At 63.8% G+C, this 26,661-nt stretch carries 23 protein-coding genes; 17 read left to right on the top strand and 6 right to left on the bottom strand.

Annotated features, from left to right (window positions below; genetic code table 11):
- The first annotated feature begins 108 nt into the window (after positions 1 to 108).
- The 3 genes from E1748_RS05830 to E1748_RS05840 all read left to right on the top strand — a co-directional run bounded on the left by E1748_RS05830 (position 109) and on the right by E1748_RS05840 (position 3,064).
- A complete protein-coding gene (locus E1748_RS05830; RefSeq protein ID WP_133646179.1) occupies positions 109 to 546 on the top strand; it encodes a carboxymuconolactone decarboxylase family protein in 438 nt (145 codons plus the stop codon).
- Between the two features lie 549 nt (positions 547 to 1,095).
- Entirely contained in the window at positions 1,096 to 1,851 is a 756-nt protein-coding gene (locus E1748_RS05835) for a hypothetical protein (protein WP_205965196.1), read from the top strand.
- Positions 1,852 to 1,897: 46 nt separating this feature from the next.
- On the top strand, positions 1,898 to 3,064 hold the full coding sequence (locus E1748_RS05840; protein WP_133646180.1) for a transporter substrate-binding domain-containing protein: 1,167 nt from the start codon (positions 1,898 to 1,900) through the stop codon (positions 3,062 to 3,064).
- Positions 3,065 to 3,169: 105 nt separating this feature from the next.
- Here E1748_RS05840 and E1748_RS05845 read toward each other — a convergent pair whose 3' ends face one another.
- On the bottom strand, positions 3,170 to 4,330 hold the full coding sequence (locus tag E1748_RS05845) for a hypothetical protein (protein ID WP_133646181.1): 1,161 nt from the start codon (positions 4,328 to 4,330) through the stop codon (positions 3,170 to 3,172).
- 41 nt (positions 4,331 to 4,371) lie between these two features.
- Positions 4,372 to 5,928 carry a peptide MFS transporter gene (locus tag E1748_RS05850; RefSeq protein WP_133646182.1) on the bottom strand — a complete coding sequence of 519 codons (1,557 nt, stop codon included), beginning with the start codon at positions 5,926 to 5,928 and terminating at the stop codon, positions 4,372 to 4,374.
- Positions 5,929 to 6,695: 767 nt separating this feature from the next.
- Here E1748_RS05850 and E1748_RS05855 point away from each other — a divergent pair.
- The 7 genes from E1748_RS05855 (at position 6,696) to E1748_RS05885 (ending at position 14,609) form a co-directional block, all read left to right on the top strand.
- Positions 6,696 to 7,268 (top strand): cupin domain-containing protein, encoded by a 573-nt coding sequence (locus tag E1748_RS05855; RefSeq protein ID WP_133646183.1) that lies wholly within the window; start codon positions 6,696 to 6,698, stop codon positions 7,266 to 7,268.
- Positions 7,269 to 7,441: 173 nt separating this feature from the next.
- Positions 7,442 to 9,058 carry a peptide ABC transporter substrate-binding protein gene (locus E1748_RS05860; RefSeq protein ID WP_133646184.1) on the top strand — a complete coding sequence of 539 codons (1,617 nt, stop codon included), beginning with the start codon at positions 7,442 to 7,444 and terminating at the stop codon, positions 9,056 to 9,058.
- A gap of 18 nt (positions 9,059 to 9,076) precedes the next feature.
- Positions 9,077 to 10,015 (top strand): ABC transporter permease subunit, encoded by a 939-nt coding sequence (locus E1748_RS05865; protein ID WP_133646185.1) that lies wholly within the window; start codon positions 9,077 to 9,079, stop codon positions 10,013 to 10,015.
- Positions 10,016 to 10,019: 4 nt separating this feature from the next.
- Positions 10,020 to 10,922 carry an ABC transporter permease gene (locus tag E1748_RS05870; protein WP_133646186.1) on the top strand — a complete coding sequence of 301 codons (903 nt, stop codon included), beginning with the start codon at positions 10,020 to 10,022 and terminating at the stop codon, positions 10,920 to 10,922.
- A gap of 1 nt (position 10,923) precedes the next feature.
- Entirely contained in the window at positions 10,924 to 11,913 is a 990-nt protein-coding gene (locus tag E1748_RS05875) for an ABC transporter ATP-binding protein (RefSeq protein ID WP_133646187.1), read from the top strand.
- Entirely contained in the window at positions 11,910 to 12,935 is a 1,026-nt protein-coding gene (locus tag E1748_RS05880; RefSeq protein WP_166653508.1) for an ABC transporter ATP-binding protein, read from the top strand. Before E1748_RS05875 ends, E1748_RS05880 begins: the two co-directional genes overlap by 4 nt.
- 186 nt (positions 12,936 to 13,121) lie before the next feature.
- A complete protein-coding gene (locus E1748_RS05885) occupies positions 13,122 to 14,609 on the top strand; it encodes an OprD family outer membrane porin (protein WP_133646188.1) in 1,488 nt (495 codons plus the stop codon).
- A 9-nt stretch (positions 14,610 to 14,618) separates the two neighbouring features.
- Here E1748_RS05885 and E1748_RS05890 read toward each other — a convergent pair whose 3' ends face one another.
- Positions 14,619 to 15,485, bottom strand: coding sequence for an IclR family transcriptional regulator (locus tag E1748_RS05890; RefSeq protein ID WP_240766340.1), 867 nt, complete (start codon positions 15,483 to 15,485; stop codon positions 14,619 to 14,621).
- Positions 15,486 to 15,779: 294 nt separating this feature from the next.
- On the opposite strand from E1748_RS05890, the gene E1748_RS05895 reads away from it, so the two are divergent.
- The 7 genes from E1748_RS05895 to E1748_RS05925 are packed head-to-tail and all read left to right on the top strand — an operon-like array spanning position 15,780 to position 22,524.
- Entirely contained in the window at positions 15,780 to 16,871 is a 1,092-nt protein-coding gene (locus tag E1748_RS05895) for an ABC transporter ATP-binding protein (RefSeq protein ID WP_133646190.1), read from the top strand.
- The gene (locus tag E1748_RS05900) at positions 16,864 to 17,763 is read left to right on the top strand and encodes an ABC transporter permease (RefSeq protein WP_133646191.1); all 900 of its coding nucleotides are present in this window, start codon (positions 16,864 to 16,866) and stop codon (positions 17,761 to 17,763) included. The genes E1748_RS05895 and E1748_RS05900 overlap by 8 nt, the downstream gene beginning before the upstream one ends.
- Positions 17,764 to 17,772: 9 nt before the next feature.
- On the top strand, positions 17,773 to 18,567 hold the full coding sequence (locus E1748_RS05905; protein WP_133646192.1) for an ABC transporter permease: 795 nt from the start codon (positions 17,773 to 17,775) through the stop codon (positions 18,565 to 18,567).
- Complete coding sequence (locus E1748_RS05910; RefSeq protein ID WP_133646193.1) at positions 18,567 to 18,893, top strand: (2Fe-2S)-binding protein; 327 nt, start codon at positions 18,567 to 18,569, stop codon at positions 18,891 to 18,893. Before E1748_RS05905 ends, E1748_RS05910 begins: the two co-directional genes overlap by 1 nt.
- Positions 18,890 to 20,323: an FAD/NAD(P)-dependent oxidoreductase gene (locus E1748_RS05915; protein ID WP_133646194.1), complete on the top strand. Its 1,434-nt coding sequence runs from the start codon at positions 18,890 to 18,892 to the stop codon at positions 20,321 to 20,323. The genes E1748_RS05910 and E1748_RS05915 overlap by 4 nt, the downstream gene beginning before the upstream one ends.
- On the top strand, positions 20,316 to 21,467 hold the full coding sequence (locus tag E1748_RS05920; protein ID WP_133646195.1) for an NAD(P)/FAD-dependent oxidoreductase: 1,152 nt from the start codon (positions 20,316 to 20,318) through the stop codon (positions 21,465 to 21,467). The genes E1748_RS05915 and E1748_RS05920 overlap by 8 nt, the downstream gene beginning before the upstream one ends.
- Positions 21,468 to 21,477: 10 nt before the next feature.
- Positions 21,478 to 22,524, top strand: coding sequence for an ABC transporter substrate-binding protein (locus E1748_RS05925; protein ID WP_133646196.1), 1,047 nt, complete (start codon positions 21,478 to 21,480; stop codon positions 22,522 to 22,524).
- A gap of 6 nt (positions 22,525 to 22,530) precedes the next feature.
- On the opposite strand, the gene panE is transcribed toward E1748_RS05925, so the two are convergent.
- From panE to E1748_RS05940, 3 genes are all read right to left on the bottom strand, one after another.
- Positions 22,531 to 23,466, bottom strand: a complete 936-nt coding sequence (panE, locus tag E1748_RS05930) for a 2-dehydropantoate 2-reductase (RefSeq protein WP_133646197.1) — start codon at positions 23,464 to 23,466, stop codon at positions 22,531 to 22,533.
- 172 nt (positions 23,467 to 23,638) lie between these two features.
- Complete coding sequence (locus tag E1748_RS05935; RefSeq protein WP_133646198.1) at positions 23,639 to 25,102, bottom strand: efflux transporter outer membrane subunit; 1,464 nt, start codon at positions 25,100 to 25,102, stop codon at positions 23,639 to 23,641.
- Between the two features lie 23 nt (positions 25,103 to 25,125).
- Complete coding sequence (locus E1748_RS05940) at positions 25,126 to 26,661, bottom strand: DHA2 family efflux MFS transporter permease subunit (protein ID WP_240766507.1); 1,536 nt, start codon at positions 26,659 to 26,661, stop codon at positions 25,126 to 25,128.

A 26,661-nucleotide genomic window follows, 5' to 3' on the forward strand; every position in this document is an offset into this window, starting at 1 on the left:
TGAACTGGTTACCTCAAATATTCAGAAAATGGCTATTTCACGAGACCACTATACGGCCTAAGCTTGATTCCGTCGCCCGCGAATGGGCATCTTCAACAGGAGCAGGTCATGCAACAACGTCTCGATTTCTACAAGGCCAACCCGGACGTCACGAAGGCCATGCTGGCGCTCGAGGAAAAGGTCAGCAAAAACAGCATCGAGAAGCCGTTAGCGGAACTGGTCCGCCTGCGCGCATCGCAGCTGAACGGCTGCGCGTTCTGCGTGGACATGCACGCCGCCGACGCACGCAAGGGCGGCGAAACCGAACGCCGGCTCACTGCAGTCACCGTGTGGCGCGAAACGCCGTTCTTCACCGACCGCGAACGCGCCGCACTCGAATGGACCGAAGCGGTCACGCTGATCTCGCAGACGCACGTGCCCGACGACGTGTGGGAAGCGGTCAAGCCGCATTTCACCGAGCAGGAGATCACCGATCTCACGCTGCTGATCATCGCGATCAACGGCTGGAACCGGCTCGCGGTGTCGTTCCGCAAGATGCCCGCCTGACGGGACAGACCGATCAGTTTTCAGGCGCCGACACCGCTGCGGCGCCTCGCTTCTCTTACCGCTTTCCCCGCAGCCGCGACGCCTGTCGAACCTGCCCCGCCGATCCGCTTTTTCTATCCCAAGTTTTCGCCGCCGAAATGCCGCTTTTATGGCCCGACAGGTGTAGTATTTTCGGAGCCTTTATGCGCGAAAACGTTAAATCATGATCGAAACAGAAGACAGCCTCGCTGCCTTGTGTCCAATCGTCGAAGCGTCGGGATTAATGCGGGCAGCGCTATTCGCGCCGCCCGAAAAGGGACGTTCCAGATTGCCGCGCATTCCACTGAAAGCAATCCGCCACAGACGGCACATACCGCCGGGCAGTCAAAATCCACCTGAATTCGTTTTAATATGGCGCACGGCCGGACGCCCGCCGCACGCGCCGTAGCGACACTCGCCCATCAGTTGTTTTTGTACGACCGGATTTCGTCTTCGTTTTATCGATTGATCAGTCAGTCTCACATCAGGCTTTACCGTTCAGCTCGTATAAATGTCACAGGGGTATTTCGTATGTCCAAAAATATGACGACCGCCAGCACCGGCACGAACCAGGGCAAGGTCAAACTCATCAAGTGGGGAATTATTGGTTTATCCCTTATTGTCGTTGCGCCGCTCGTGATTCTGCTGGTCAAGGGTCTGGTCGGTCTGATCGTGGCGGGGGTCATTGGGCTCGCGGCGATTAACTTCGCGCCAGTCCTCGCGATGAAATTCGCGAATCAGAAGGTCAAGATGATGGTGAACGAGGCCGGCACGAATCCGATCGAGACGCTTTACAACCAGCTGGCCGAAAAAGAACAGGCGGCGCAGAAATTCAAGGACAGCATCACGAGCTTCCGCACCGAGGTCTCCAACTTCGCGGCCAAGACCGCGCAGTTCAAGAAGCAGTATCCGGACGACGCCGACCGCTTCGAATCGCAGCTCGCGACGATGACCAAGCTGCTCACGTATCGCGAGGCGCGCTACAAGCAGGTGCAGGCGGAACTGCAGAATTTCTCGAATGCGATCGACCGCGCGAAAGCGCTGTGGGACATGTCGCAATCGGCGCAGCGGATGAACAAGATCGCCGGCATGCAGACGAGCAACACGTTCGAGCAGATCAAGACCGACGCGGCCATCGACGCCGTGACGAACTCGGTCAACAAGGCGTTCTCCGAAATGGAAACGTCGCTGATGGAGAACCCGGAAGTCCAGCAGGCCCAGGCGGCCGTTCCTGGCGGCACCGCATCGCAGACCGCGCTGCCGACACCGATCGCCTCGAAGCAGTAAGCGCCTGCACGGCGATTCCGACAGTCCAACCTCCGTATCCAATACGATGAAAAAAATACTCGGCTCGGCACTCTTTCTGATCGTTCTCGTTGCGGGATGGCTGATCTACCAGGGCGGCCTGCTGCGCAACTTCCAGTCGCCTGCGCAGACCAGCTCCAGCAGCCCGGCGAATTCCAGCAGCGACAACAGCAGTAGCAACAGCAACAGCACCGCCGCACCGAAGGTCGTGCAGTCCGTCGCGGTCGACGGCTTCGTGCCGGACAAGAACACGCTGAAGTCGATCGTGACGAACGGCGTGGTCCGCGTGAGCGTCGAGAATCCGTCGCGGCCGTTCTATTCGGAAGTCGACGGCAAGGCGCAGGGTTTCAACGTCGACTTCGCGAAGCTGCTGTTCGCGCAGAAGGAATTCACATCCCGCGATCACAGCACGATCAAGGTCGACACCGCGCACGGCGTCGATACGTACCCGGCCGTGCCTGCACAGCTCACGCAGACCGACAGCCAGGGCAACGCGCTCGTCGACGTCGCAATGGACGGCCTGACCTTCCCCGACGATTCGCCAAAAGGCGTCGTCTACACAGTGCCGTACATCGACGACTTCGGCTATTCACTGATCGTGCGCAAGGGTTCGCCGGTCCACTCGGCAGCCGATCTCGGCGGCAAGAAAATCGGCATCCTGCAGGGCGATCCGGACGTCAAGGCGTTCGTCACGAAGTCGTTCCCCGACAGCCAGATCGTCGAATTGTCGGATGCGAGCATCAACGGCGAGCGTTCGTGGATGGCGCACTTCCTGAACAACCGGCAGGTCGATGCGATCGTCTACGACTACCCGTTCGGCGTCGCGGAAATCGACGGTACCGACCTCACGTTCGCGGTGACCAAGCTCGACGGCTCGAACCTCGCGTACAAGATCGGCGTGCGCAAGAGCGACAGCGATCTGCTGGTGTACCTGAATTCGGCGATCGCGAAGGTGCGGCAGTCGCCCGAATACCTGGCGCTGCTGCGCAAGTACTTCATCAGCAACCAGATCGCGACGACCGCCGCGAGCGGCAACGAAAAGACCTACGTCGTGAAGGCCGGCGACACGCTGAACGTCATCGCTTCGAGCCAGCTGGGCAGCGCGCAGCGTTACGTCGAGATCCAGAAGCGTAACAACCTGCCGAATCCGAATCTGATTCTGGTCGGTCAACGGCTGGTGATTCCGCACGGTTGAGCGGTTCGTCGAGCGCGGGAAACCGCGCGATAAAAAAGCGGCCCCGGCATTGTGCATGCTGGGGCCGCTTCGTTTTAATCTCCGTGAAACGGAGAGGCGAGCGCGCTAGTTCGCAAACACCGCCGGGTTCTTCGTGCGCAACACGCTGTACGGGATCACCGACCAGTCCGGGTTATCGCAGTTCTTCTGCGCCCGCGCGAAATACGCGCCGACGTACATTCCACGCGCCGACAGATACCACGCCGGAGCCGACCAGACCTGTGGATCCGAATAGTCGCAGTCGTTGCTGTCGGCGGGCTTCTGCATTTCGTGCGGATGCAGCCGCTTAAGTATCGCGACGACGTTCGGCCCGAATACCTTGTTCTGATACGTGTACCACGCGTCGGTGTTGGGCTTCGGTCGCGGGCCGTTGCCGAACGGCAGCACGTCGTCGATCTGCAGTTCCTTGCCCGTCTTCGCGTCGATCGTCGTGCCGTGGATGCCGAAGTCCGGATGCGCCGCGCCCTGGCAGTCCCAGCTACTCGACACGTCATAGCTGACGAAACGCTCGCTCAGGTAGTGCTTGTCGACGGTCATCGAATCGACGCCGGGCGCGCCGTTGCCGCCGCTGCACGAGAAGTAGTTCGACAGATTGCCGCCGAAATCGCGATCGACGATCCGGTTGATCGCCGTGATAACCGGCTGCGGATAGCCGTCGATCACATGGAACATCGACACCTTCGACAGCGGCTCGGTGAGCCACTGGATCGTATACTTGCCGCCCACAGTTTCCTTCTTGCCCGGCACGAAGCGCAGGCCGTCGAATCTCAGGCGATCGTAATCGTCCCACGACTTGTCCGGGTTCAGCACCGCATCGGGCATCGCGGGCATCGGCACCGATCCCGCCGCGACCCGGTGCAGCACGACTGGCAGCGACGTCCCCTTCGCGTTCGTGAACGTGCCGCTGTAGCCGTCGGCGCTTTGCTTCAACGCGAAGCGGTCGCCTTTGCTGCCGTCGTTGTCGATGTCGCTGGAGGACAGCGTGAGCGCGGAGTCCTTGCGCTCGCCACGCAGATTGATGTCCTGGCGAAAGCGTCGATAGAAGTAGGCGCCAGAGACGTCGGCGTCTTCGCTGCCGTCGATTTTCATCACCACCGGATACTGGCCGACGGTGCCCTGCAGCGTCAGCGACGACGTCCCGGCCGCATGCGACGGCAACGCAACGCACAGACTCGCCAGGGTGGCAAACAGAGAAAGGGAAAACGAAAGCGCGAAACGTGTCTTCATGACGGCGGACCACGACAAGTCGATGGTCCGCCAGCTTACTGTCATTCAGTGGCTGCGGCCAGCGTCCCGGACGTATCCAGCGTGTGCTGTTCGCTCGTACGCATCTGATCACGGCTTTCGGCCCGCGCCTCTTCTGTGCAACGCTCATGCTCGCGCGACAGCCGGCGCATCAGCGGCAGCAACAGCACGGCAATCAGTGCACCCAGCGCCGCGAGCCAGCCGAGCCCGGCGAAAAGCTTCGTGTACAGCGTCAGCGATTGCAGCGGATCGAGATCGCCGGACGGCATCTGCGCAAAGTTCGCGACGACGCTGCCCAGGTACTGCGACACGCCCGTCGCGACGAAGTAGGCGCCCATCATGAAGCCGCTCATCCGCACCGGCACGTAGCGCGCGATCATCGCAAGACCGAGGCCGCTGACGAGCAGCTCGCCGAGCGAATACAGTCCGTAGCCGCCGACCATGAACCACGACGACACGCGTCCATCGACTGCATAACGGCCGCTCAGCGCGTAGACAAAGAAGCCCGCCGACACCACCGCGAAACCGAGCGCGTATTTCACCGCGACCGAAACGTCGTTACCGCGCTTCGCGAGCCGCGTATACAACAACGCGAGCAGCGGGCTCAACACCATGATCCAGATCGGATTCAGCGCCTGGAACTGTCCGGCGCTCCACGAGAATAGCGACGTGCCGAACACCGAGAAATGCGGATCGACGTTACGCAGCGCGAACAGCGTCAGCGACGTCGACATCTGCTGGTAGAACACGAAGAACAGGATCACCTGCAGCGTGAGGATCAGCGCGGCGACGAGGCCCGCGCGCTCCGAACGTTCGCAGCGGGTCAGCATGTAGCCGAAGATCGCGAGGATCGCGACGCCGGCCAGGTACACGCAGGCGACGGCGATCGCCTTGTGCTGCAGCACGTAAGTCGTCGCGACGGCGAGCACGACCCCGCCTGCGGCAACTGCACCGAGCCGCTTCCAGCGCACCGGTTCGGCGTCGGGTTCCGAGCCGATGTGCGCGAGCGAGCGATGCAGCAGCAGGACATTCAGCACGCCGAGCAACATGCCCGCGCAGCACACGCCGAACGCCGCGTGCCATCCCCAGTGATCCTTGATCCACGGTGTCGCAAGCATCGACAGCGTCGAGCCGATGTTGACGGCCATGTAGTAGATCGTGAACGCGCTGTCGATGCGTGCGTCGTCGCCGTCATAGATGCGCCGCACGAGGTTCGCCGCGTTCGCCTTGAAGAGACCGTTGCCGACGATGATCACGCCGAGCGACGCATACATATGACCGAGACGATCGGTCGGCATCGCAAGCATCAGATAGCCGGCCGCGAGCACGATCGCGCCGCAGATCATCGTGCGGCGCGTACCGAGAATCCGGTCGCCGATCCAGCCGCCCATCGAAGGCGCCGCATAGACGAGCGCCGCGAACGCGCCCCACGTCAGGTTCGCCTGACTGTCGGAGAAGCCGAGCCGGTTGACCATGAACAGCACGAGCAGCGCCGCCATGCCGTAATAACCGAAACGCTCCCACATTTCGATCAGGAAGACCGTCGAGAACGATCGGGTCTGGGAGACGGGAGATTTCATCGTCGTATACCTCAAGTGCATGTGTAGATAGCGGCGTGCGCAGTGGCGCACGCGCATCCGGACATCGAAACGCTGGAACAGGAAGAAGAGAAAGCGCAACGCTGCGCCGCGAGCCAGCGAGGTTCCCGCTGCTGTCGCAGGAACCGGCTCGACGATACGATCGCGTGACGGGCCAGCCGTGAGCGCGCGAGACGCGAAACCGCCCGGCGGGCAATCTCGCGAAGAGGGACGCTGCGTGATGCCGCGTCGAAATCGAAGGTGTCGTTCATCTGGTTCGGAAACTGGCGATCCGGGTAGGACCGACCAGTCGAATAGCCGCGGCAGGATCGCTGCACTGCGTGGATTTGCGCAAGCAGACCGAAAGATTCGACGGTCCGCAAGCGGTGGCGATTCTGCGGATCGACGGCTCGCGCGTCACTCCGGGTATCCACTGAGATCGAAACGCATATCCACGCCCGGCATGATTTTCGGCTCATCGACACGCCGCGGAAGCGCGTCCTGTGTGCGCCAGGCGTTATGCGGATCGGTTCGAATCACTTACTCTCCGGGTATTACTTCGCATCCGATGGGAAAAACACCGCCAATTTCGCAAGTTTTCATGCATTTGGCGGTTGGACGGGAGGGTTCTGGCAACATAGAGTGTGGTCTCGAAAAGAAACGGGAAGCCGGGTCGTCGGCGTGCAACTACGGATCGCGAACGACCGGAAGGCTATCAAACAAGATTTACTTATATCAAACAAATTTTGACGGGGTGATTTCGTCCTGATATGGTCTCGACACTCGAAAAAAAGGATCCCGCTCTTGTGCTGGGCAGCAAGATTCGCGCACTAAGGCATCGACTGAAGCGCACGCTCGACGACACGGCGAGCGCGGCGGGCATCTCGAAGCCGTTCCTGTCGCAAGTCGAACGCGGCCTTGCGTCGCCCTCCATCACGTCGCTGGCGGGCATCGCGCACGCGCTCGGCGTGACCGTGCAGTATTTCGTCGATACGCCGAGCGAGGAGCGCTCGGTCTGTCGCGGCGATCAGTTGAAGTTTTTCGGGTTTGCGGATTCCGCGAACCTGTTTGCCCGGATGACCAATCTTTCCGGAGGCCGCCAGCTGGAGGCGATCCTCGTGAAGATGCCGCCGGGCCAGAAGCGGTCGGAAGTCACGACGCATGCGGGCGAAGAGTTTCTCTACGTGATCGCAGGCGAAGTGTCGCTGACGCTGGAAGGCAAGACGTTCGTGCTGCACGCCGGAGACAGCGCGCACTACGAATCGACGGTGCCGCATAGCTGGGCCAATACGGCCCGTGTGGAATCGGTTGTCGTCTGGGTAGGTACACCGAGACTGTTTTAGGTCGCAGGCGTTCGGATCGTTCACATGCATCGAACGGAATGCCTGCGTTACGATTTGTAAGGATTCCTGCATGCTGGACAGACAACAGGGGCCACCCCGGCCCCGCAGCAGATAACCGGGCGCGCGTGCCGCGCACCGGTAGTCCTTTCCACACTTCCTCTGCGATCTCACTCATGAAAAAAACGTCCGCCTTCGCGACGGCGCTGACCGCGCTCGTCCTTGCCCTATCCGCTCCCGCCGGCGCTGTCACGGTACCGTCCGGCGTCACGCTCGCCGCGAGCCAGGAAATCACGCGCCAGGTGCGCGGCGAAGTCGAATCGCTCGACCCCGCACACATTGAATCGTGGAACGGCAACACCGTCGGCCTCGATCTGTTCGAGGGATTGACGCGCATCGACGCGAGCGGCGCGGTGGTACCGGGTGTGGCGCAGTCGTGGACGCGGACCGGACCGGACACATGGGTATTCAAGCTGCGTCACGACGCGAAGTGGAGCAACGGCCAGCCGGTCACCGCAGCGGACTTCGTGTATGCGTGGCAGCGTGTCGTCGATCCGAAAACCGGTTCGAAGTACACGATCCTCGTCGAGTTCGTGAAGAACGCGAAGGAGATCATCGCGGGCAAGATGCAACCGTCGAGCCTTGCCGTGCGAGCGAGCGATCCCTACACGCTCGAAGTCACCACCGATGTTCCCGCCGCATTCTTCCCCGAGCTCGCGGCAATGGGGCCGATGGCTCCGGTCGATCGCGCGACGGTGACGAAATTCGGCGACGCCTGGACCCGGCCGGGCAACATGGTCAGCAACGGCCCCTATACGCTGACCGACTGGCAGCCGAACAACCGCATCGTGATGACGAAGGACAGCCACTACTGGAATGCGCCGAAGGTGGTGATCTCGAAGGTGACGTACCTGCCGATCGAAGACAACGAAACCGCGATGCGCATGTACCAGGCAGGCCAGTTCGATTACACCTACTCGATTCCGTCGGGTATCTATGCACAGGTCTCGAAGCAGTTCGGTAGCGAACTGCGTACTGGCCTGCAGATCGCCACCTACTACTACAGTCTCGACAACAACGACCCCGCCTTCAAGGACAAGCGCGTGCGCGAGGCGCTGTCGATGGTGGTGGATCGCGACCTGCTCACCTCGAAGCTCACGCAGGCCGGCGAACAGCCGATGTACGGCCTGATCGTGAAAGGCACCAAGGGTGCAGGCGTGTTTACGCCCGACTGGGCGTCGTGGCCGATGGCCAAACGCGTCGACTACGCGCGCAACCTGCTGAAGCAGGCCGGCTACTCGGACGCGAAGCCGCTCACCTTCACGCTCACGTACGACACCAACGACCTGCATAAAAAGGTGGCGCTCTTCGTCACGTCCGAATGGCGGACCAAGCTCGGCGTCACCGCGAAGCTCGATAACGTCGAATACAAGGTGCTGCTCAAGCAGCGTCATGACGGCAAGGTGCAGGCATCGCGCGACGGCTGGTTCGTCGACTACAACGACGCGATGTCCTATTTCGATCTGATCCGCTGCGGCAGCGTGCAAAACGACCAGCACTATTGCAACCCGAAGGTCGACGCGCTGATCGCGCAGGCCAACCAGCAGCTCGACGACGCGAAACGCACCGCACTGCTCACGCAGGCACACGACCTCGCGATGAACGACTACCCGATCATTCCGCTGTTCCAGTATTCGGCGGACCGGCTCGTGAAGTCGTATGTGGGCGGCTACCAGTCGACCAACTACATCGACATGCGCGCGTCGCAGGACCTGTACCTGCTCAAGCACTGAGCTGAGGAGTCCCCCGTCATGCTGGCGTACACCTTGAGGCGCACGCTGTGGGCGATCCCGACGATCCTCGCCGTGATCACCGCGTGCTACCTGCTGCTACATCTGACTCCGGGCGGCCCGTTCGACACCGACAAGCATCTGTCGGCCGCCGTGATGGCCAACCTGAACGCGAAGTACCACCTCGATCTGCCGCTGTGGCGCCAGTATCTGTTCTATCTGAACTCGCTGCTGCACGGCGATCTCGGGCCGTCGTTCCGCTACGTCGACTGGTCGGTCAACGACCTGGTGTTGCGCGCGTTGCCGGTGAGCCTCGGCGTGGGCGGCGTGTCGGTGCCGATCGCGTTCGTGATCGGCGTGCTGCTCGGCACGATTGCGGCCGTCCGGCGCGACAGCGTGATCGACTACGGCGTGATGGTGCTCGGCAATATCGGTAACGTGATCCCGCCGTTCGTGCTCGGCCCGGTACTCGTATGGGTCTTCGCGATCCTGCTGAAGGGGTCGGCAGGTCACGGCCTGTTGCCTGCCGGCGGCTGGGGCAACGGCGAATGGCACTACCGCGTGCTGCCGATCGTGCTGCTCGTCTTCATCAACGTCGCGGCGATCGCGCGGGTCATGCGCGGCAGCCTGATCGAAGTGCTGTCGGGCAACTTCATCCGCACGGCGCGTGCGAAAGGTCTGCCGATGCGCATCATCATCCTGCGTCACGCGATGAAGCCCGCCTTGATGCCGGTCGTCTCGCTGATGGGTTCGGTATGCATCTCGTCGATCACCGCCGCGGTCGTCACCGAGTCGGTGTTCGCGCTGCCGGGGCTCGGGCAACTCGTCGTGAACGGCGCAATCAACCGCGACTACACGCTGGTGCTCGGTCTCGTCGTGCTCACCACCGTCGTCGCGATCCTGTTCAACCTGCTGGTCGACCTCGCGTATGCGTGGCTCGATCCGCGCATCCGGTACTGATCTCATGAGCCGTCTCTCTCCTGCTCTCGACGCGCCGCCGGACGCCGTCGCACCGTCGCACTCGCGCAGTCCGCTCGCCACCGCCTGCTTACGCTTCGTGCGCAACCGCGCGGGGATGGTCGGTCTCGTGATCCTGCTGCTGATCGCGATCGCGTGCGTCGCCGGTCCGTGGCTGCTGCCCAACGATCCGATCAACAGCGACTGGTCCGCGATCAGCCTGCCGCCCACGTGGGCGAACGCACACTGGTTCGGCACCGACGAACTCGGCCGCGATCTGCTGGTGCGTACGCTGGTCGGCGGGCGCGTGTCGCTCGAAGTCGGCCTGCTCGGCACGCTGGTCTCGGGACTGTTCGGCGTCGCATGGGGTGCGACCGCCGGCTATCTCGGCGGCCGCGTCGACACCGCGATGATGCGCGTGGTCGACATGATGTACGCGATCCCCTACATGCTGATCGCGATCCTGATGATGACGCTGTTCGGCCGCGCGTTCTATCTCGTCGTGCTGACCATCAGCGCGTTCTCGTGGCTCGACATGGCGCGCGTCGTGCGCGGCCAGACGCTGTCGCTGCGCTCGCGCGAATTCGTCGATGCGGCACGGGCGATCGGCGTCGGCTCGCGGCCGATCATCGCGCGTCACATCGTGCCGAACCTGATCGGCGTGGTGGTCGTCTATGCGACGGTGACCGTGCCGAACATCGTGCTCACCGAATCTGTGCTGTCGTTCCTCGGCCTCGGCGTGCAGGAACCGATGACGAGCTGGGGCGTGCTGATCCAGGACGGCGCGCAGAAGCTCGAATCGATGCCGTGGCTACTACTGGCTCCCGCGCTGATGCTGTGCGCGACGCTGTACAGCGTGAACTTCGTCGGCGACGGTCTGCGCGACGCACTCGATCCGAAGGACCGCTGACATGGCACTCCTCGAAGTCAAAGACCTGAGCGTGCGCTTCACGCGCCGCGAAGGGGCGCCGGTCGACGCTGTGCAGCGCGTGTCCTTTTCGCTCGATGCGGGCCGCACGCTCGGCATCGTCGGCGAATCCGGGTCGGGCAAGAGTCAGACCGTGATGGCGCTACTCGGGCTGCTCGCATCGAACGGCCAGGTGTCCGGCGAAGCGCGCTATCGCGGCGACGATCTGCTCGCGATGAACAGCGCCGCGCTGAACCGCATTCGCGGCGACCGCATCGCGATGGTGTTCCAGGACCCGATGACGTCGCTCAATCCGTTCCTGACGATCGAACGGCAGATGACCGAAACGCTGCAGCTGCATCGCGGCACGACGCGTCGCGAAGCGAAACGCCGCGCGATCGAAGCGCTCGAAACGGTGCGCATCCCGGACGCGGCACGTCGCATCGGCATGTACCCGCACGAGTTTTCCGGCGGCATGCGTCAGCGCGTAATGATCGCGATGGCGCTGCTGTCCGAGCCCGAGATCCTGATCGCCGACGAACCGACCACCGCGCTCGACGTCACCGTGCAGGCGCAGATTATCGAACTGCTGCGCGAGCTGAATCGCGAGCGCGGCACCGCGATCGTGCTGATCACGCACGACATGGGCGTGGTCGCCGGACTGTGCGACGACGTGATGGTGATGTACGCGGGCCGTACCGTCGAACAGGCGCCGGCGGAAACGCTGTTCGCCTCGCCGACGCATCCGTACACGATCGGTCTGCTGAACGCGCTACCGCGTCTCACCGACGATCACGGCGCCCCGCTGCGCACGATTCCCGGCAATCCACCGTTGCCCGGCCAGGCCGGCGACGGCTGCGCATTCGCTGCACGCTGCACGTTCGCGCGCGACGTCTGCCGCACGGTGCCGCCGGTACTGACCGCGCTCGATGCGCAGAACCGCACGCGTCGCGCGTGCCACCGCCCCGTCAACGAAATCGTGGAGGCGCTGTGACGACCGCCCAACAGACCAGCACCGCACCCGTGCTTCTATCGGTCAACGATCTGAAGGTGCATTTCCGCGTGTCGCGCGGCGGCTTGCCGTGGTCCGGCAAGGCCACGCTGCGTGCCGTCGACGGCGTGTCGTTCGACGTGCGACGCGGCGAAACGGTCGGGCTCGTCGGTGAATCGGGTTGCGGCAAGTCGACGCTCGCGCGCGCGATCGTCGGCCTCACGCCGGTCACCGAAGGCGGCGTGCAGTGGCTCGGCAACGAGACCGTGCAAAGCGACGGCCGTCACACGAAGCGCGACACCACACAACTGCGCCGCGACGTGCAGATGATCTTCCAGGATCCGCTCGCGTCGCTCGACCCGCGCATGACGATCGCGCAGATCGTCGCCGAGCCGCTGATCACGCATCGTCCCGGCATCGGTCGCGAAGAGGTACGCCGTCGCGTGCTCGCGATGATCGAACGCGTCGGGCTCAACGAGCAGCACCTGCGCCGCTATCCGCATGAATTTTCCGGCGGCCAGTGCCAGCGCATCGGCATCGCGCGCGCGCTCGTCGGCGAACCGCAACTGGTGATCTGCGACGAGCCGGTGTCCGCGCTCGACGTATCGATCCAGGCGCAGATCGTCAACCTGCTGCGCGATCTGCAACGCGAATTGCAGCTGTCGCTGCTGTTCGTCGCGCACGATCTCGCGGTCGTGAAGGCGATCAGCCAGCGCGTGCTCGTGATGTACCTCGGCCGCGTGATGGAGTTCGGCGAGCGTCACGATGTGTACGGTGCGCCCACGCATCCGTACACGCGCGCACTGCTCTCTGCGGTGCCCGTGCCCGATCCGAAGATCGAACGCGCCCGCAGCCACCTGCTGCTGCGCGGCGAGATTCCATCGCCGCTGTCGCCGCCGTCGGGCTGCGCGTTCCGCAACCGCTGCCCGGATGCAATCGACGCATGCGCCAGCGAGACACCGCTGCCGCTCGTGCGCGGCGCGACCACTGCACGCGTTGCGTGCATACGCGTCGGCACCGGCTAGCGCTAGCTAGCCGTCGCTAGACCGCTGCGGCACCACGCTGCCGCAGCGTTCCCCTGCTTCCCCCCTTTCCCCGACACGGCCGACCGCCGCGTCGATGGAGACGCTCGTCCTGCGATAACAGAACGGGCAAACGCGTGGACTGGCCGACCGCCAGCCAAAGACTCACAAACACAAAAAGAGACTTTGATGAACATTACCCTGACACCGTCGAATCACTCGAAACGAAGCTGGCTGGCGCTCGGCGTGCCCGCGCTTACTGCACTCGCCGCAACGTGCAGCGCTTATGCGGACGATGCCGTACCGTCGAGCACAAACACGAAGCCTGTACCAAGCGCACAGGTCGCGCAGTCCGCGCCGGTCGGCACAAACAACGTGGTGGTCGATGCCGAAGCGACGCAGACCGTGCTGCCGTCCGCGCCCGCGTCAGCATCGAGCCAGGCAAAGAGCAACGGCTTCATCGCCGACAGCCACCTGAACCTGCAATTCCGCAACTACTCGGATTACCTCGAGATCAAGGACACGCTGCATCGTCACGCGTGGATTCAGGGCGTGCAGGCGAACTACGAATCGGGCTATACGCAGGGGCTTATCGGCCTGGGCGTCGATGCGTCGCTGTTCGGTGCGCTGAAGCTCGACGGCGGCAAGGGTGCGGGCAACATGGTGCACGTGTCGCCGGGCGGCGGCGGTTCGAACCAGCTCGCGTGGGCGTACCCCGGTATGTATGACATCAAGGGACGCATTTCGGAAACTGTTGTGAAGTACGGTCTGCAGATCGTGGCCAACCCGTTCCTCGAACCGCACGATAACCGCGCATTGCCGCCGACTTTCCTCGGCGTGTCGCTCGTCAGCAAGGACGTGAAAGACATGTCGATCGAAGCCGGCAGCTTCACGAAAACCAACGCACGCGGCGAGACCTATCTGCGCTCGATGACGACGTCGTACGGCGGCGTGAAGTTCAACCGCTTGAGCTATGTGGGCGGCAGCTGGGACTACGCGCCGAACGGCACGCTGTCGCTGTACGCGGACCAGGCCGACAACGTGTGGCGCCAGTACTTCGCATCGGTCACGCAGTCGATCGGCGACCCGTCGACAATCAAATGGACCGGCCTCGCGAACATCTACTCGACGCACGACACCGGCGATTCGCTCGAAGGCCACATCAACAGCAATGCGTACAGCCTGTCGATCTCCGCGCAGCACGGCGCGCATTCGCTGCTGCTCGGCTTCCAGCAGGTGCTCGGCGATCAGTTCTTCGACTACGTGAACGAAACCAACGGCATCTATCTGACCAACTCGATGGACGTCGACTACAACGCGCCGCATGAAAAGTCGCTGCAGCTGCGCTATTCGGTCGACGGCAAGTACCTCGGCGTGCCGGGCTTCAAGGCGATGCTGTGGGGCCTGACGGGCTGGGGTGCGGATGCATCGGCGGAAGCGGCGGCGAATGCATCGACGTCGAGCCCGTTCCACGATCTGTACTGGAAGAACGGCGAACCGGTGCACGGCCGCCATCACGAGATCGGTTTCATCCCGAGCTATACGCTGCAAAGCGGCCGCTTCAAGGACACGAAGATCACGTTCATCGCGATGTGGCACGTCGCGCAGGCGCACTACTCCGACAGCAACAACATGGAGTACCGGCTCGTGGTCAACGTGCCGATCAAGGTGTTCTAAGCAGCACGATCAGCCGATCGTTCCCGAGGTGCCCGTGGCAATCGGGACGATCGCCTGCATCGGCCGGCGCAGCGCTGCGTCGAACGGATTGGTCTGCGGACCGATCGCATCGGCCTGGCGACGCAGCAGCTCGACGACCATCGGCAGACGGTCGTCGCCGAGCCGCGACGCGAGCGTGCCCACGCTCAGCGCGGCGACCGCGGTGCCGGTGCGATCGAGCACCGGCACCGCGACCCCCGCCATCCCGTCGAGCAACCCGCTGCTACGACCCGCGTAACCGAGCTGCCGCACGCGTTCGATCTCCGTGCGCAAAAACACTTCGTCGAGCACACCGTAGCCGCGAATACGCGGCACGTTGTAGCGGATGATCTCTTCGCGCTCCGCTTCCGGCAGGAACGCGAGAATCGCGAGACTGCCCTGCCCGACGCCGAGCGCAACCCGCCCGCCGATGTCGCCGGTGAACGAGCGGATCGGGAACGGCCCTTCGCACAGATCCAGACAGACCGCATCGAAGCCGCTTTTCGCGAGCAGGAAGATCGTGTCGCCGAGGCTCGCGCATAACCGCAGCAGCGCGGGCCGGCACAGCGTGCGCATCCCGTTCGGATTGCCTGCCTGCGCCGCGAGCGCGAAGAACTCGACGCTCAGCCGGTACAGCTTCGACTGCTCGTCCTGTTCGACCATCCCTTCGACGATCAGAGACTGCAGGATGCGATGAACTGTGGCCTGCGTGAGCCCGACCGCTTTCGCAAGCCGCGTGACGCGCGCGCCGTCCTGCTGCATGCCGGCCAGCGCGCGCAGCACCGCGAACGCGCGCTGCATCATTCCGGGCCCTGGCGCGGCTGCGTCTTCCGGTTTCTCTTGAGTGGCAGTCGCCATCGTTTTTGTCCCTTTCATTCCATTGAATGGAAGATTAGCACGGCATTCTCTCTGGCGATCAAGAGCCGGCTCAGCGGTCTTCTTCCATATTTTTCGGAGAAATCAGGGCTAACCCGAATCTACCCAGACGGAATCAATCCGCATCGACTTCGCCATTCGTTCCATTTACCGGAATTTTTCTCAGTTTTCTCTCATTTGATGGAATTCCAAATTGACGCCCCACAATTTGGCTGGCTAGAGTCGGTTCCAGTGAAGCCCGGTAACTCGCCGGCGCGCATCGAAGGACCCCTCCCCATGTCGTTCCTCACGCTCACGGATCTGACCAAATCGTTCGGCGACCTGTATGCGGTCGTCGATGTGAACCTGTCGGTCGAAAAAGGCGAGTTCGTGTCGCTGCTCGGCCCATCGGGCTGCGGCAAGACCACGACGCTGCAGATGATCGCCGGCTTCGTCGACGCAACGCGCGGCCGCATCTCGCTCGACGGCCGCGACATCACGCAGATGAAACCGAACCGCCGCGGACTCGGCGTCGTGTTCCAGAGCTACGCGCTGTTCCCGCACATGAGCGTCGCCGAGAACGTCAGCTTCGGACTCGAAATGCGCGGCGTCGACAAGGCCGAGCGCACCGACCGGATTCGCGAAGCGCTCTCGCTCGTGCGGCTCGATACACTCGCGCATCGCTTTCCGCGCGAACTGTCAGGCGGCCAGCGGCAACGCGTCGCGCTTGCGCGGGCGATCGTCATCGCGCCGCCAGTGCTGCTGCTCGACGAACCGATGTCGAATCTCGACGCGAAGCTGCGCGAGGACATGCAGTTCGAACTGCGCACCATTCAACGCAAGATCGGTACGACGACGATCATGGTCACGCACGATCAATCGGAAGCGCTGTCGATCAGCGATCGCGTCGTCGTGATGGAAGCGGGACGCATCACGCAGATCGACACGCCGTATCACGCGTACGAACGCCCCGAGAATCTGTTCGTGTCGCAGTTCATCGGCAAGGCGAACATGCTCGCGGGCACGATCACCGCGCGCGACGGCGACGCGATCTGCATCGACCTCGGTCACGATCTCGCCGAAACCGGCCGCACTGCGCAGCTACCGATGCGCGAGCGCGCGGTGAACGTCGGCGATACGGTCACGCTGTGCATCCGGCCGGAAAAGCTGCGCCTGTGCGCACCCGGCAGCGGCCGGCTGTCCGCGACCGTGACGAGCCGTTTTTTCCTCGGCAGCCAGTGGCTGTATCGCGTCGACAGCACGCTCGGCGAAGTGCTGGTGTGCTGCCAGAACGAAGGCAACGAGCCGCTTGCGGAGGGCGCGCCGGTCGGCATCGACTGGAACAGCGACGCGATCCGCTTCATTCAACGCGAGGTCGTTCATGGCTAGCGCGCTGCCCGCATCCAGTCGCACGGCGGCACCGCGCGCGCCGTGGCATGCGTACCTGCCGCTGTGGCTGATGTGCGCGCCTGCGTTCGCGTTGTTCGCGGTACTCGTGCTCGTGCCGCTCGCGATGACGTTCGTACTGACGTTCTACCGCTTCGATCCCGCAAGCGGCCCGATCGCCGCGTTCCAGTTCGGCAACTACGTCGAGGTGCTGACGTCCGGCTACTTCCAGACGATCTTCGCGCGCACCTTCGGCATCGCCGCGCTCACCACCGCGCTGTGCGTCGCGATCGGTGCGCCGGAAGCGTACGTGCTGTCGAAAATGCGCGACCCGTACCGCTCGCTGTTCCTGCTCGTGATCCTCGCGCCGCTGCTGGTGTCGGTCGTCGTGCGCGCGTTCGGCTGGAGCATGCTGCTCAACACCGACGGCCTCGTGAATCACGCGCTCGGCGTGTTCGGACTCGGACCGTACAAGCTCGAATACACGACGTTCGCGATCGTGATTGCACTCGTCCATGTGATGCTGCCGTTCATGGTGATCCCCGTGTGGACGTCGCTGCAGAAAATCGATCCGCAGACGGAAAACGCCGCGCTGTCGCTGATGGCCTCGCCTGCGACGACGCTGCGACGCATCGTGCTGCCGCAGCTGATGCCCGGCATTCTGTCGGGCAGCCTGATGGTGTTCGGCTTGTCTGCTAGCGCGTTCGCGATTCCCGGCCTGCTCGGCGGACGCCGGTTGAAGGTTGCGGCCACCGCCGTCTACGACGAATTCCTCGGCTCGCTGAACTGGCCGCTCGGCGCGACGATCGCGCTGCTGCTGCTCGCGGCGAATCTGATCGTGATGCTCACGTACTACCGCGTGCTCGAGCGTCGCTACGCACGCAGCATCGGCTAGGGGCCCACGATGAGAAAGAACGGCCCGCTGGCCATCGCCTTCCATACGCTCGTGATCCTGTTCGTGCTCGCGCCGCTCGCGATCGTCGTGCTGGTCGCGTTCACGCCCGATCAAACGCTGACGCTGCCCACGCATGGTTTCTCGCTGCGCTGGTTCCGCGCGATCCTCGACTACCCCGATTTCATCAGCGCGTTTTTCAACAGCCTGAGGCTCGCGTTCGCGTCGGCGACGCTGTCGCTGATCGTCGCGCTGCCCGCCAGTCTTGCAATCGGTCGCGCGCGCTTTCCGGGCCGTAGCTTCCTGAACGGGCTGCTGCTGTCGCCGCTCGTGATTCCCGGCCTCGTGCTCGGCATTGCGCTGCTGCGCTTCTTCGCGTTGATCGGCGCGACCGGCTCGTTCGTGTGGCTCGTGCTCGCGCACATGATCATCATCACGCCGTTCGTGATGCGGCTCGTGCTCGCGTCGGTGAGCGGGCTCGACCGCAGCATCGAACACGCCGCGTATTCGCTCGGCGCGGACAGCTGGACCGCGTTCCGCCGCGTCACGCTGCCGCTGATCATCCCCGGCATCACCGGCGGCTGGCTGCTCGCGTTCATCAACAGCTTCGACGAGCTGACGATGTCGATCTTCGTCACGTCGCCGCAGACGGTGACGCTGCCGGTCCGCATGTACATGTACGCGACCGAATCGATCGATCCGATGATGGCGTCGGTGTCGGCGCTCGTGATCTTCATTACCGCAGGCGCGATGCTGCTGCTCGATCGCGTGTATGGACTCAACCGCATTCTGATCGGCCAACACTGATGTCTTCTTCCATAGGTTCCTCTGTGGGCGCGCAGTTCGTCCGCGTCGCTGAAACGCAGCGTGCGCCGCTTGCGTTTGTGCTCGACGACGAGCCTGCTGCGGCACTTGCCGGCGATACTGTCCTCACAGCAATCTTGATGCAGCGACGTAGCGTGCGCGCCAGCGAATTCAGCGGTGAACCGCGTGCGGGGTTTTGCCTGATCGGCGCGTGTCAGGACTGCTGGGTGCGCACTGAGGATGGCACACGTGTGCGTGCGTGTTCGACTGTGCTGACCGAAGGCATGCGCATCGTCACACGTGTCTCTGGTGTAGGAGCAGGCGAATGACGTCCACGGCACGCATCGTGATCGTCGGCGCTGGACCCGCAGGCGTACGCGCGGCGCAAACCCTGGTCGCAGCCGGTCTCGCCCCCATCGTGATCGACGAGAACGCGCGCTGGGGTGGCCAGATCTATCGCCAGCCACCGATAAGAGGCGCGTTCTCGCGGCCGAAAAGCGCGCTGTACGGTTTCGAAGCGCACAAGGCCGACGCATTGCACACGACGATGGCCGAGCTGCTGCCAAAGCTCGACTATCGTCCCGACACGCTCGCGTGGGCTTGCGAACCCGGTCATCTCGACACGTTGCACGCAGGCCGCGAAGCACGTGTGCCGTTCACGCATCTGATCGTCGCGAGTGGTGCGACCGATCGCGTGCTGCCGCTGCCGGGTTGGACATTGCCCGGCGTCTACACGCTCGGTGGTGCGCAGGTTGCGCTGAAGTCGCAGGGCTGCGCGATCGGCCGACGCGTGGTGCTCGCCGGAACCGGGCCGCTGCTGTATCTGGTCGCGTATCAGTATGCGAAGGCCGGCGCGCAGATCGCCGCGGTGCTCGACACGAGCGCGTGGTCGCAGCAGATCGCCGCGACGCCAAAGCTCGCACAGCTACCGTCGACGTTCGCGAAAGGGCTCTACTACGTCGGCTGGCTGAAGGCGCATGGTGTGCGGATCGAACGTGGCGTCACGCTCGACGCAGTGCGCGGCGAGCAGTTCGTTACCGGCATCGCGTGGCGTCGTAGTGAAGGCGATGCAGTGGTGCAGACGCTCGATTGCGACGCGATCGGTATCGGCTTCGGGCTGCGTCCCGAAACGCAGCTCGCGGATCTCGCGGGCTGCCGCTTCCGTTTCGACGAACTCAATCGCTGCTGGCTGCCGGAACTCGACGCACACGGACGCAGCTCGGTGCGCGGCATCTATCTGGCCGGCGACGGCGCAGGCATCGCCGGTGCAGATGCGGCAGAAGCGGCAGGACGCCGCGTCGCGCTCGCATTGCTCGACGACCTTGGCATCGCAGCGCAGCCGGTCCCCGATCAACCCGATGCCGCGACACTCGAACGTCGCCTGCAACGCATCGCGGTTTTTCGCGCAGGCATCGAAGCCGCATTCGCGCCGCCCGCACGCTGCGCTTCGCGCTGGCCCGACAGCATGACCGTCTGCCGCTGCGAAGAAGTCGATGCGGGCACACTGCGCCAATGCATCCGAGCAGGCGAAGCCAACGAGATCAATCGACTGAAAGCGCTGACGCGCATCGGCATGGGCCGCTGCCAGGGCCGCATGTGCGGTGAAGCAGCGGCCGCACTGCTCGCCGAAGAAACCGGCCGACCGCTCGACGCGGTGGGCCGCCTGCGCAGCCAGGCACCGATCAAACCGATTCCGATGTCGCCGATGCTCTACACCGAAGGCGTGACCTCGATTCCCGAAGAGGCACGCGATGAGTGAAGCCTTGCACTACGACGTCGCGATCGCGGGCGGCGGGCTCGTCGGCGCATCGGCGGCGCTGGCACTCGCGCGGCGGGGCTTGCGCGTCGGATTGTTCGAGCGACGCTTCTGCGGCGCGCAGGCGAGCGGCGTGAACTACGGCGGCGTGCGCTGCCAGGGACGCCCCGCCGAACAACTACCGCTCGCGCTGCGTGCACGCCGCGTGTGGGACCGGTTGCCGGAACTGATCGGCATCGACGGGGAATTCGTCGTGTCGGGTCATTTGCGACTTGCGCGTAGCGAAGCCGATCTTGCCGCGCTCGAAGCGTATGCCGTTCTCGCACGCGAGCATGGTCTCGATCTGCAGTTGATTACCGGCGCCGCGTTCCGGCAGCGTTATCCGTGGCTCGGCGAAGCGGCGCTCGCGGGTTCGCTATGCGCAACCGATGGCCACGCGAATCCGCGTCTCGTGTCGCCCGCATTCGCACGTGCGGCTCGCGCAGCGGGTGCCGACGTGCGCGAACAGACACCGCTCATCGACGTCATTCACGACGGCACACGCTTCCAGCTGCGCGCAGGCGAACACGGCGAGCTGAGCGCAAGCGCCGACTGGTTGATCAATTCGTCGGGCGCGTGGGCGAACACCATCGCGGAACGCTTCGGCGAAGCGATCCCGATGCAACCGATCTACCCGAACATGTGGGTCACCGAGCCGTTGCCGCCGTTCATCACGCACAACCTCGGCGTCTATGGCGGCGGCATTTACGCACGCCAGGTCGAGCGCGGTAACTGCGTGATCGGCGGCGGACGCGGACATGGCGACGCCGAGTACGGCCAGCCGTCGACCGAGACGACGCGCGCGGTGATGCGCGACGCGTGCGCGCTGCTGCCCGCACTGCGCGACGCATTGTTGATTCGTACGTGGAGCGGTGTCGAAGGCTGCACGCCCGATCACAACCCGGTGATCGCCGCGAGCCGCAACGTGCCACGTCTGCTTCACGCATTCGGTTTTTCCGGCGGCGGGTTTCTGCTCGCGCCGGGCGTCGGCGAAGTGCTCGCCGAAATGGTCGTCGACGGTGCAAGTACCACGCCGCTCGACGCATTCGCGATCGATCGTTTTGCAGCGCAGGCTGTTCCGTCAGACAACCTTTCCCGCGTTACTTGAGGAGACCACCATGAAACTGTCCAGAACGATCGCGGCCGCCGCCGCGCTGTGCCTGATGGGCGCTACCGCGTCCGCCTGGTCGCAGAGTAAGACCATTTACATCGGCATGAACGGCGGCCCGATGGAAAAGGCCTACACGAGCCAGATTCTGCCCGACTTCGAAAAGGCCAATAACGTGAAGGTCGTCGTCGTGCCGGGCACGTCGTCGGACGTGCTCGCGAAGCTGCTTGCGAATCGCAACAGCCCGCAGATTCACGTCGCGTTTCTCGATGACGGCGTGATGGCACGCGCGGTCAGCATGGGCGTGTGCGAGAAGCTCGACGACTCGCCGGTGCTCAAGGAGTTGTACCCGTTCGCACGGATGAAGGGCGACGTCGGCGCCGGCGTGCAGCTCGGCATGACCGGCATCGCGTACAACAAGAAACTGTTCGCGGAAAAAGGCTGGGCGCCGCCGACGTCATGGATGGACTTCGCCGATCCGAAGTACAAGGGCAAGGTGGTGTTTCAGTCGGCATCGAGCAGCACGTTCGGTCTGCACGGCTTTCTCGCGATCAACCGGTTGCTCGGCGGTAGCGAACAGAACGTCGAACCCGGCTTCACGAAATGGGCGACCACGGTCGGCCCGAACGTCGTCGAATACATTCCGAACTCGGCGAAGATTTCGGAGATGGTGCAGACCGGCGAAGCGGGCCTCTTTCCGCTCACGCCGACAGCGGTCGGCGACTTGCAGGACAAGGGCATTCCGGTCGCTTACGTGAATCCGAAGGAAGGGCCGGTGCTGCTGCTCGTCGACGTATGCGTCGTGAAAAACAATCCCGACCCGCAGCTGGCGCAGAAGCTCGCGCAGTTCCTGCTGTCCGCACCCGCGCAGACGAAGGCCGCCGACAGCAGCAGGCAGATTCCGACCAACCGCAACGCGAAGATGCCGGCAGCGATGCAGCAGAGCCTCGGCGACCTCGACGCGCTCGTGCGCAAGGTCACCGTGGTCGACTGGGACGTGATCAACGCGCACCGCGCGCAGTGGGACACGCGGTGGAACCGGCAGATCGAGCGTTAAACGCGCTTAGACGTTACGTGCCTGACGCGCCGCGTACGCCTTCAGATGGTTGTACGCGATGCGCAGCAGCGACAACGTGTCGCCGTGCTGCGCGTCGCCGCCGCGTGCGATCAGGTCGCCGAGAATGTGATCGGCTTCAGTCGGCGCCTGGTTCTCGACGTCGCGCAGCATCGATGCAGTGAGCGGCGAGCCCGCTGCGAACAGCACCGTGTTCGCACGACCGTCGAACGCTGCGCCGACCGGATGCCCGTTGTGCGCCGCGACCGCGCGGCATTCGCCGAGCAACCCTTCGATCACGCGACGACCATCCGGTGCCGCGAGAATGTCGCCGATCGCCGCGCGGTTCAGACACGTCGACGCGGCGAGCGTCGCGAGAAACACCCACTTTTCCCACATCTGCTGCAGCACGTTGTCGGCGGCGCTCGCTTCGAAGTCGGCGCCCTGCATCTGCGCGGCGATCGCGCTAACACGCTCGCTAATGCCGCCCTGCAGTTCGCCGAACGACAGCGAGTGCATGTCGTTCAGGTGAACGATTTCGCGTGCCGGGTTCAGCGTCGCCGCGATCACGCACTGGCCGCCAAGCACACGCGATGCGCCGAACTTCTGCGTCAGCACGTCGATATGGCGCATGCCGTTCAACAGCGGCAGGATCGCGGTATCAGGACCGACGGCCGGCGCGAACGATGCAATCGCGTCGTCGAGATGGTAGGCCTTGCAGCTCAGCAGCACGAGATCGTAGGGTCCGTCGATGCTATCGGCCTGCACCGTCTTCACATCGCGCAGCGTCGCGTCGCCGCGCGGACTGCGGATCACGAGACCCGCTTCCTTCAACTGCGCGTCGCGCGCAGGCCGCACGAGAAACGTCACGTCGCGTCCGGCCTGCACGAGACGTCCGCCGAAATAGCCGCCGACCGCGCCGGCTCCCACCACGAGAATACGCATTACGACTCCTTGATCGATCTGTTTGTATTTGTCTGTTCGTGAGCGGTTTGGCGTCTTTGCAGCGCCGCTAGAACCGCAAGCCGGTCACTCTAGCAAGATTCGCTTACACGCACCTGCGGCTGCGCATGAATCCGCGCCGCCGTCAGGGTTACCCTCCGCTGCGTGTGTATGCTCAGTGCGCCGATGCAACGTTTGCCGCATCCCCCGCTTCCCACCCGCCGCCGAGCGACCGATACATCGCAACCGCCGCAAGCGCATGCTCGCGCTGCGCTTCGTTCAGCGACTGCGCGTCGCGCAGATACGCCTCCTGCGCGTCGAGCACGTCGAGGAAACTCGACGCGCCGCCCTTGTACAACGCATTCGACAACCGCAGCGCATCGCTCGACGCAGCCACCGCGCCACCGAGCCGCTGCACCTGCGCCGCACCGCTGACGAGATCGCTGCGCGTGTCCTCGATTTCCTTCAGTGCGAGCAGCATCGTCTGCTGCAGATGCAGCTGCGATTCGCGCATCCGGCTCTCGTTCTCGCCGATGTTCGCGGTGATGCGACCGGCGTTGAAGATCGGACTTGTCGCGCTCAACGCGGCGCTGAACAGGTTGTCGGTCAGCGTCGGCAAACCGAGGTACGACGAGGAGAGCAGGCCGTCGTTGAGGCTCAGCCTGAACTGCGGATAGCGCTGCGCCTTCGCCGCGCCGACTTCGGCCGCGCGCTGTTCGACGCCCGCGTACGCAGTCAGCACGTCGGGGCGGCGCAGCAGTGCTTCGGACGGCAGCGTTTGCGGTACGCCAGCCGGCGGCACGGGCACCTTCACCGCTTGTGCGCCAGTATCGTTCGTCAGCAAGCCATTCACGCTTTCAGGCGTGCTGCCCGACAACACCGCGATCAGGCTCGTCTGATGCTGGATCGTCGATTGCACGCGCGGAATGCGTGACTGCAGTTCTTCGAGCTGATTGCGTGCCCGCGCGACGTCGAGCTGCGTCGACAGGCCGTAGCGCAAACGCTGCTGCGTGAGCGTCAACGCGCGGCTGCGAATCTGCTCGTTTTCGTCGAGGATGCGCAGGTCCGCCTGCGCCCAGCGCAGATCGACATATGCGCTCGCGATGTTCGCCGCAAGTGCGAGCCGCAGATCGCTCAACGCGGATTCGCGGCCGCTCGTCTGTGCGCGTGCTGCGAGCACCGCGAGACGCTCGCCGCCGAACACGTCCGGCGTCCAGCTTGCGGCGAGGCCAAAGCCTGCCTGGCGCACGTAACCGAGTGGCGGCGGCGTGTTCTGGCGAATGTCGGCGGCCTGCGCGTTCGCGTCGAGTTCGGGCAGCAGCGCGGCGCCGCGCTGCGTCTCGATCGACTGCGCCTGCTTCACGCGTTCCACGGCCGCCTTCACGTCGAGGTTGCCGTCGAGCGCGGACTGGATCAGTTGATGCATCACAGGGTCGCCGAATTGCGTCCACCATGCGTCGGCGTCCGTCGTGCTGGTCGTGCTTGCGGGAGCGTCGACGCTCCATGCCGCAGGCGCGACGGTCTTCACTGTCTGCGGCAAATCCGCGTGCTGTGCGGGCGGCACCGCGCACGCGGCGAGCATCGTGAGCGCGACAACGAGAAAGCCGTTGCGGGCAGTGTGATTCAGGATCGATCTCATGGTTTTGTCTTGATGAAGTAGTCTTAGTGCGCTTCGGGAGGCGGCGGACGGTTGCCGAACGAATGCGTGAACAGCACGCTCAGCAGTCCGACGGCGAAACACGCGGCCACCACGTAAAACGTGTCGGAGAATGTGAGCACGAGTGCTTCGCGCATCAGCAGTGCATGCAGCGAACCGAGCCCCGCGTTCGCCGCATTCAGCGCGTCGCCGCCCACCGCCGCGAAATGCGCAGTCTGCGATTGCAGCAGCGATTCGACCACGGGACGCCCTGCTGTGACGTGCTCGTCGAGCCGCGAATAGTGCAGGTTCAACCGGTCGTTGAGCATCGTGCTCGTCACCGCGATGCCGATTGCGCCGCCCAGGTTACGCATCAGATTGAACAGCCCGCTCGCCGACTTGAGCCGCGACGGCGGCAACGAACCGAGCGCCATCGTGACGATCGGAGGCACCGCGAACTGCTGGCCGATCCCTCGCAGCGCCTGCGGAACCAGCAGCTCCTTCCAGCCCCACTGGTTCGTCATCGGCACGTACAGATAGCAACCCACACCGAAGCAGATCAGCCCGAACACCAGCAACCAGCGCATATCGACGAAACGCGCGAGCTGCGAATACGCGACCAGCGCGATCAACTGAAAACAGCCCACCGACAACAGCGCAATACCGATCTGCAGCGAATCGAAACCACGCACGCGCGCGAGAAACAGCGGCGTCAGAAACACCGCGCAAAACAGCCCGATGCCCGTGATGAACGACAACAAGCTACCGATACCGAAGTTGCGAATCGCCAGCGCGCGCAGATCGACGATCGGATCTTTCGCAGTCAGCGCATGCACAAGGAACAGAAAGCCGCAGATCGCCGAGATCCACGCACAGAACAGAATCGCGTGATCGCTGAACCAGTTCTTGCGCGGCCCTTCTTCGAGCACGTATTCGAGGCAGCCGAGAAAACCCGACATCAGCAGGATGCCGAGGTAATCGCCTTTTTTCAGCAGCGACAGGTCCATGTCGTCGAAGTGAACGAAGCGCGGCACCAGCACCGTGACGAGCACGCCGGGCACGAGGTTCAGATAGAACAACCACTGCCACGACCACTGCGACGTGATCCATCCGCCGATCACCGGGCCGATGGTCGGTGCGAGCGACGCGAGCGCGCTGATCGACGTCGATGCGACCAGACGCTGCTTGCCGGGAAACAGCACGAATGCGGTGGTGAACACGGTCGGAATCATCGCGGCGCCGAGCGCGCCTTGCAGGCAGCGAAACAGGATCATCGAGTTGATGTCCCACGCGAGCCCGCACAGCATGCTGGTCACCGTGAAGCCGAGCGCGGACGCGGCAAACACCCAGCGCGTCGAGAACACGCGCGTGAGCCAACCGGACATCGGAATCACGAGAATTTCCGCGATCAGATAGGACGTCTGCACCCACGAGAGCTCGTCCTGGCTCGCGGACAATCCGCCGCCGATGTCCTTCAGCGACGACGCGACGATCTGGATGTCGAGTGTCGCCATGAAGAAGCCCACGCACATCAGCACGAAGGCGAACACTTTCGTGCGCAT

This window comes from Paraburkholderia flava, assembly GCF_004359985.1.
GTDB classification, from domain to species: domain Bacteria; phylum Pseudomonadota; class Gammaproteobacteria; order Burkholderiales; family Burkholderiaceae; genus Paraburkholderia; species Paraburkholderia flava.

Bases quoted from the DNA above. Each gene is read 5' to 3' on its own strand.
- E1748_RS05830 (WP_133646179.1), top strand. From the start codon at position 109: ATGCAACAACGTCTCGATTTCTACAAGGCCAACCCGGACGTCACGAAG.
- E1748_RS05835 (WP_205965196.1), top strand. From the start codon at position 1,096: ATGTCCAAAAATATGACGACCGCCAGCACCGGCACGAACCAGGGCAAG.
- E1748_RS05840 (WP_133646180.1), top strand. From the start codon at position 1,898: ATGAAAAAAATACTCGGCTCGGCACTCTTTCTGATCGTTCTCGTTGCG.
- E1748_RS05845 (WP_133646181.1), bottom strand. From the start codon at position 4,330: ATGAAGACACGTTTCGCGCTTTCGTTTTCCCTTTCTCTGTTTGCCACC.
- E1748_RS05850 (WP_133646182.1), bottom strand. From the start codon at position 5,928: ATGAAATCTCCCGTCTCCCAGACCCGATCGTTCTCGACGGTCTTCCTG.
- E1748_RS05855 (WP_133646183.1), top strand. From the start codon at position 6,696: ATGGTCTCGACACTCGAAAAAAAGGATCCCGCTCTTGTGCTGGGCAGC.
- E1748_RS05860 (WP_133646184.1), top strand. From the start codon at position 7,442: ATGAAAAAAACGTCCGCCTTCGCGACGGCGCTGACCGCGCTCGTCCTT.
- E1748_RS05865 (WP_133646185.1), top strand. From the start codon at position 9,077: ATGCTGGCGTACACCTTGAGGCGCACGCTGTGGGCGATCCCGACGATC.
- E1748_RS05870 (WP_133646186.1), top strand. From the start codon at position 10,020: ATGAGCCGTCTCTCTCCTGCTCTCGACGCGCCGCCGGACGCCGTCGCA.
- E1748_RS05875 (WP_133646187.1), top strand. From the start codon at position 10,924: ATGGCACTCCTCGAAGTCAAAGACCTGAGCGTGCGCTTCACGCGCCGC.
- E1748_RS05885 (WP_133646188.1), top strand. From the start codon at position 13,122: ATGAACATTACCCTGACACCGTCGAATCACTCGAAACGAAGCTGGCTG.
- E1748_RS05890 (WP_240766340.1), bottom strand. From the start codon at position 15,485: ATGGCGACTGCCACTCAAGAGAAACCGGAAGACGCAGCCGCGCCAGGG.
- E1748_RS05895 (WP_133646190.1), top strand. From the start codon at position 15,780: ATGTCGTTCCTCACGCTCACGGATCTGACCAAATCGTTCGGCGACCTG.
- E1748_RS05900 (WP_133646191.1), top strand. From the start codon at position 16,864: ATGGCTAGCGCGCTGCCCGCATCCAGTCGCACGGCGGCACCGCGCGCG.
- E1748_RS05905 (WP_133646192.1), top strand. From the start codon at position 17,773: ATGAGAAAGAACGGCCCGCTGGCCATCGCCTTCCATACGCTCGTGATC.
- E1748_RS05910 (WP_133646193.1), top strand. From the start codon at position 18,567: ATGTCTTCTTCCATAGGTTCCTCTGTGGGCGCGCAGTTCGTCCGCGTC.
- E1748_RS05915 (WP_133646194.1), top strand. From the start codon at position 18,890: ATGACGTCCACGGCACGCATCGTGATCGTCGGCGCTGGACCCGCAGGC.
- E1748_RS05920 (WP_133646195.1), top strand. From the start codon at position 20,316: ATGAGTGAAGCCTTGCACTACGACGTCGCGATCGCGGGCGGCGGGCTC.
- E1748_RS05925 (WP_133646196.1), top strand. From the start codon at position 21,478: ATGAAACTGTCCAGAACGATCGCGGCCGCCGCCGCGCTGTGCCTGATG.
- panE (WP_133646197.1), bottom strand. From the start codon at position 23,466: ATGCGTATTCTCGTGGTGGGAGCCGGCGCGGTCGGCGGCTATTTCGGC.
- E1748_RS05935 (WP_133646198.1), bottom strand. From the start codon at position 25,102: ATGAGATCGATCCTGAATCACACTGCCCGCAACGGCTTTCTCGTTGTC.
- E1748_RS05940 (WP_240766507.1), bottom strand. From the start codon at position 26,661: ATGCGCACGAAAGTGTTCGCCTTCGTGCTGATGTGCGTGGGCTTCTTC.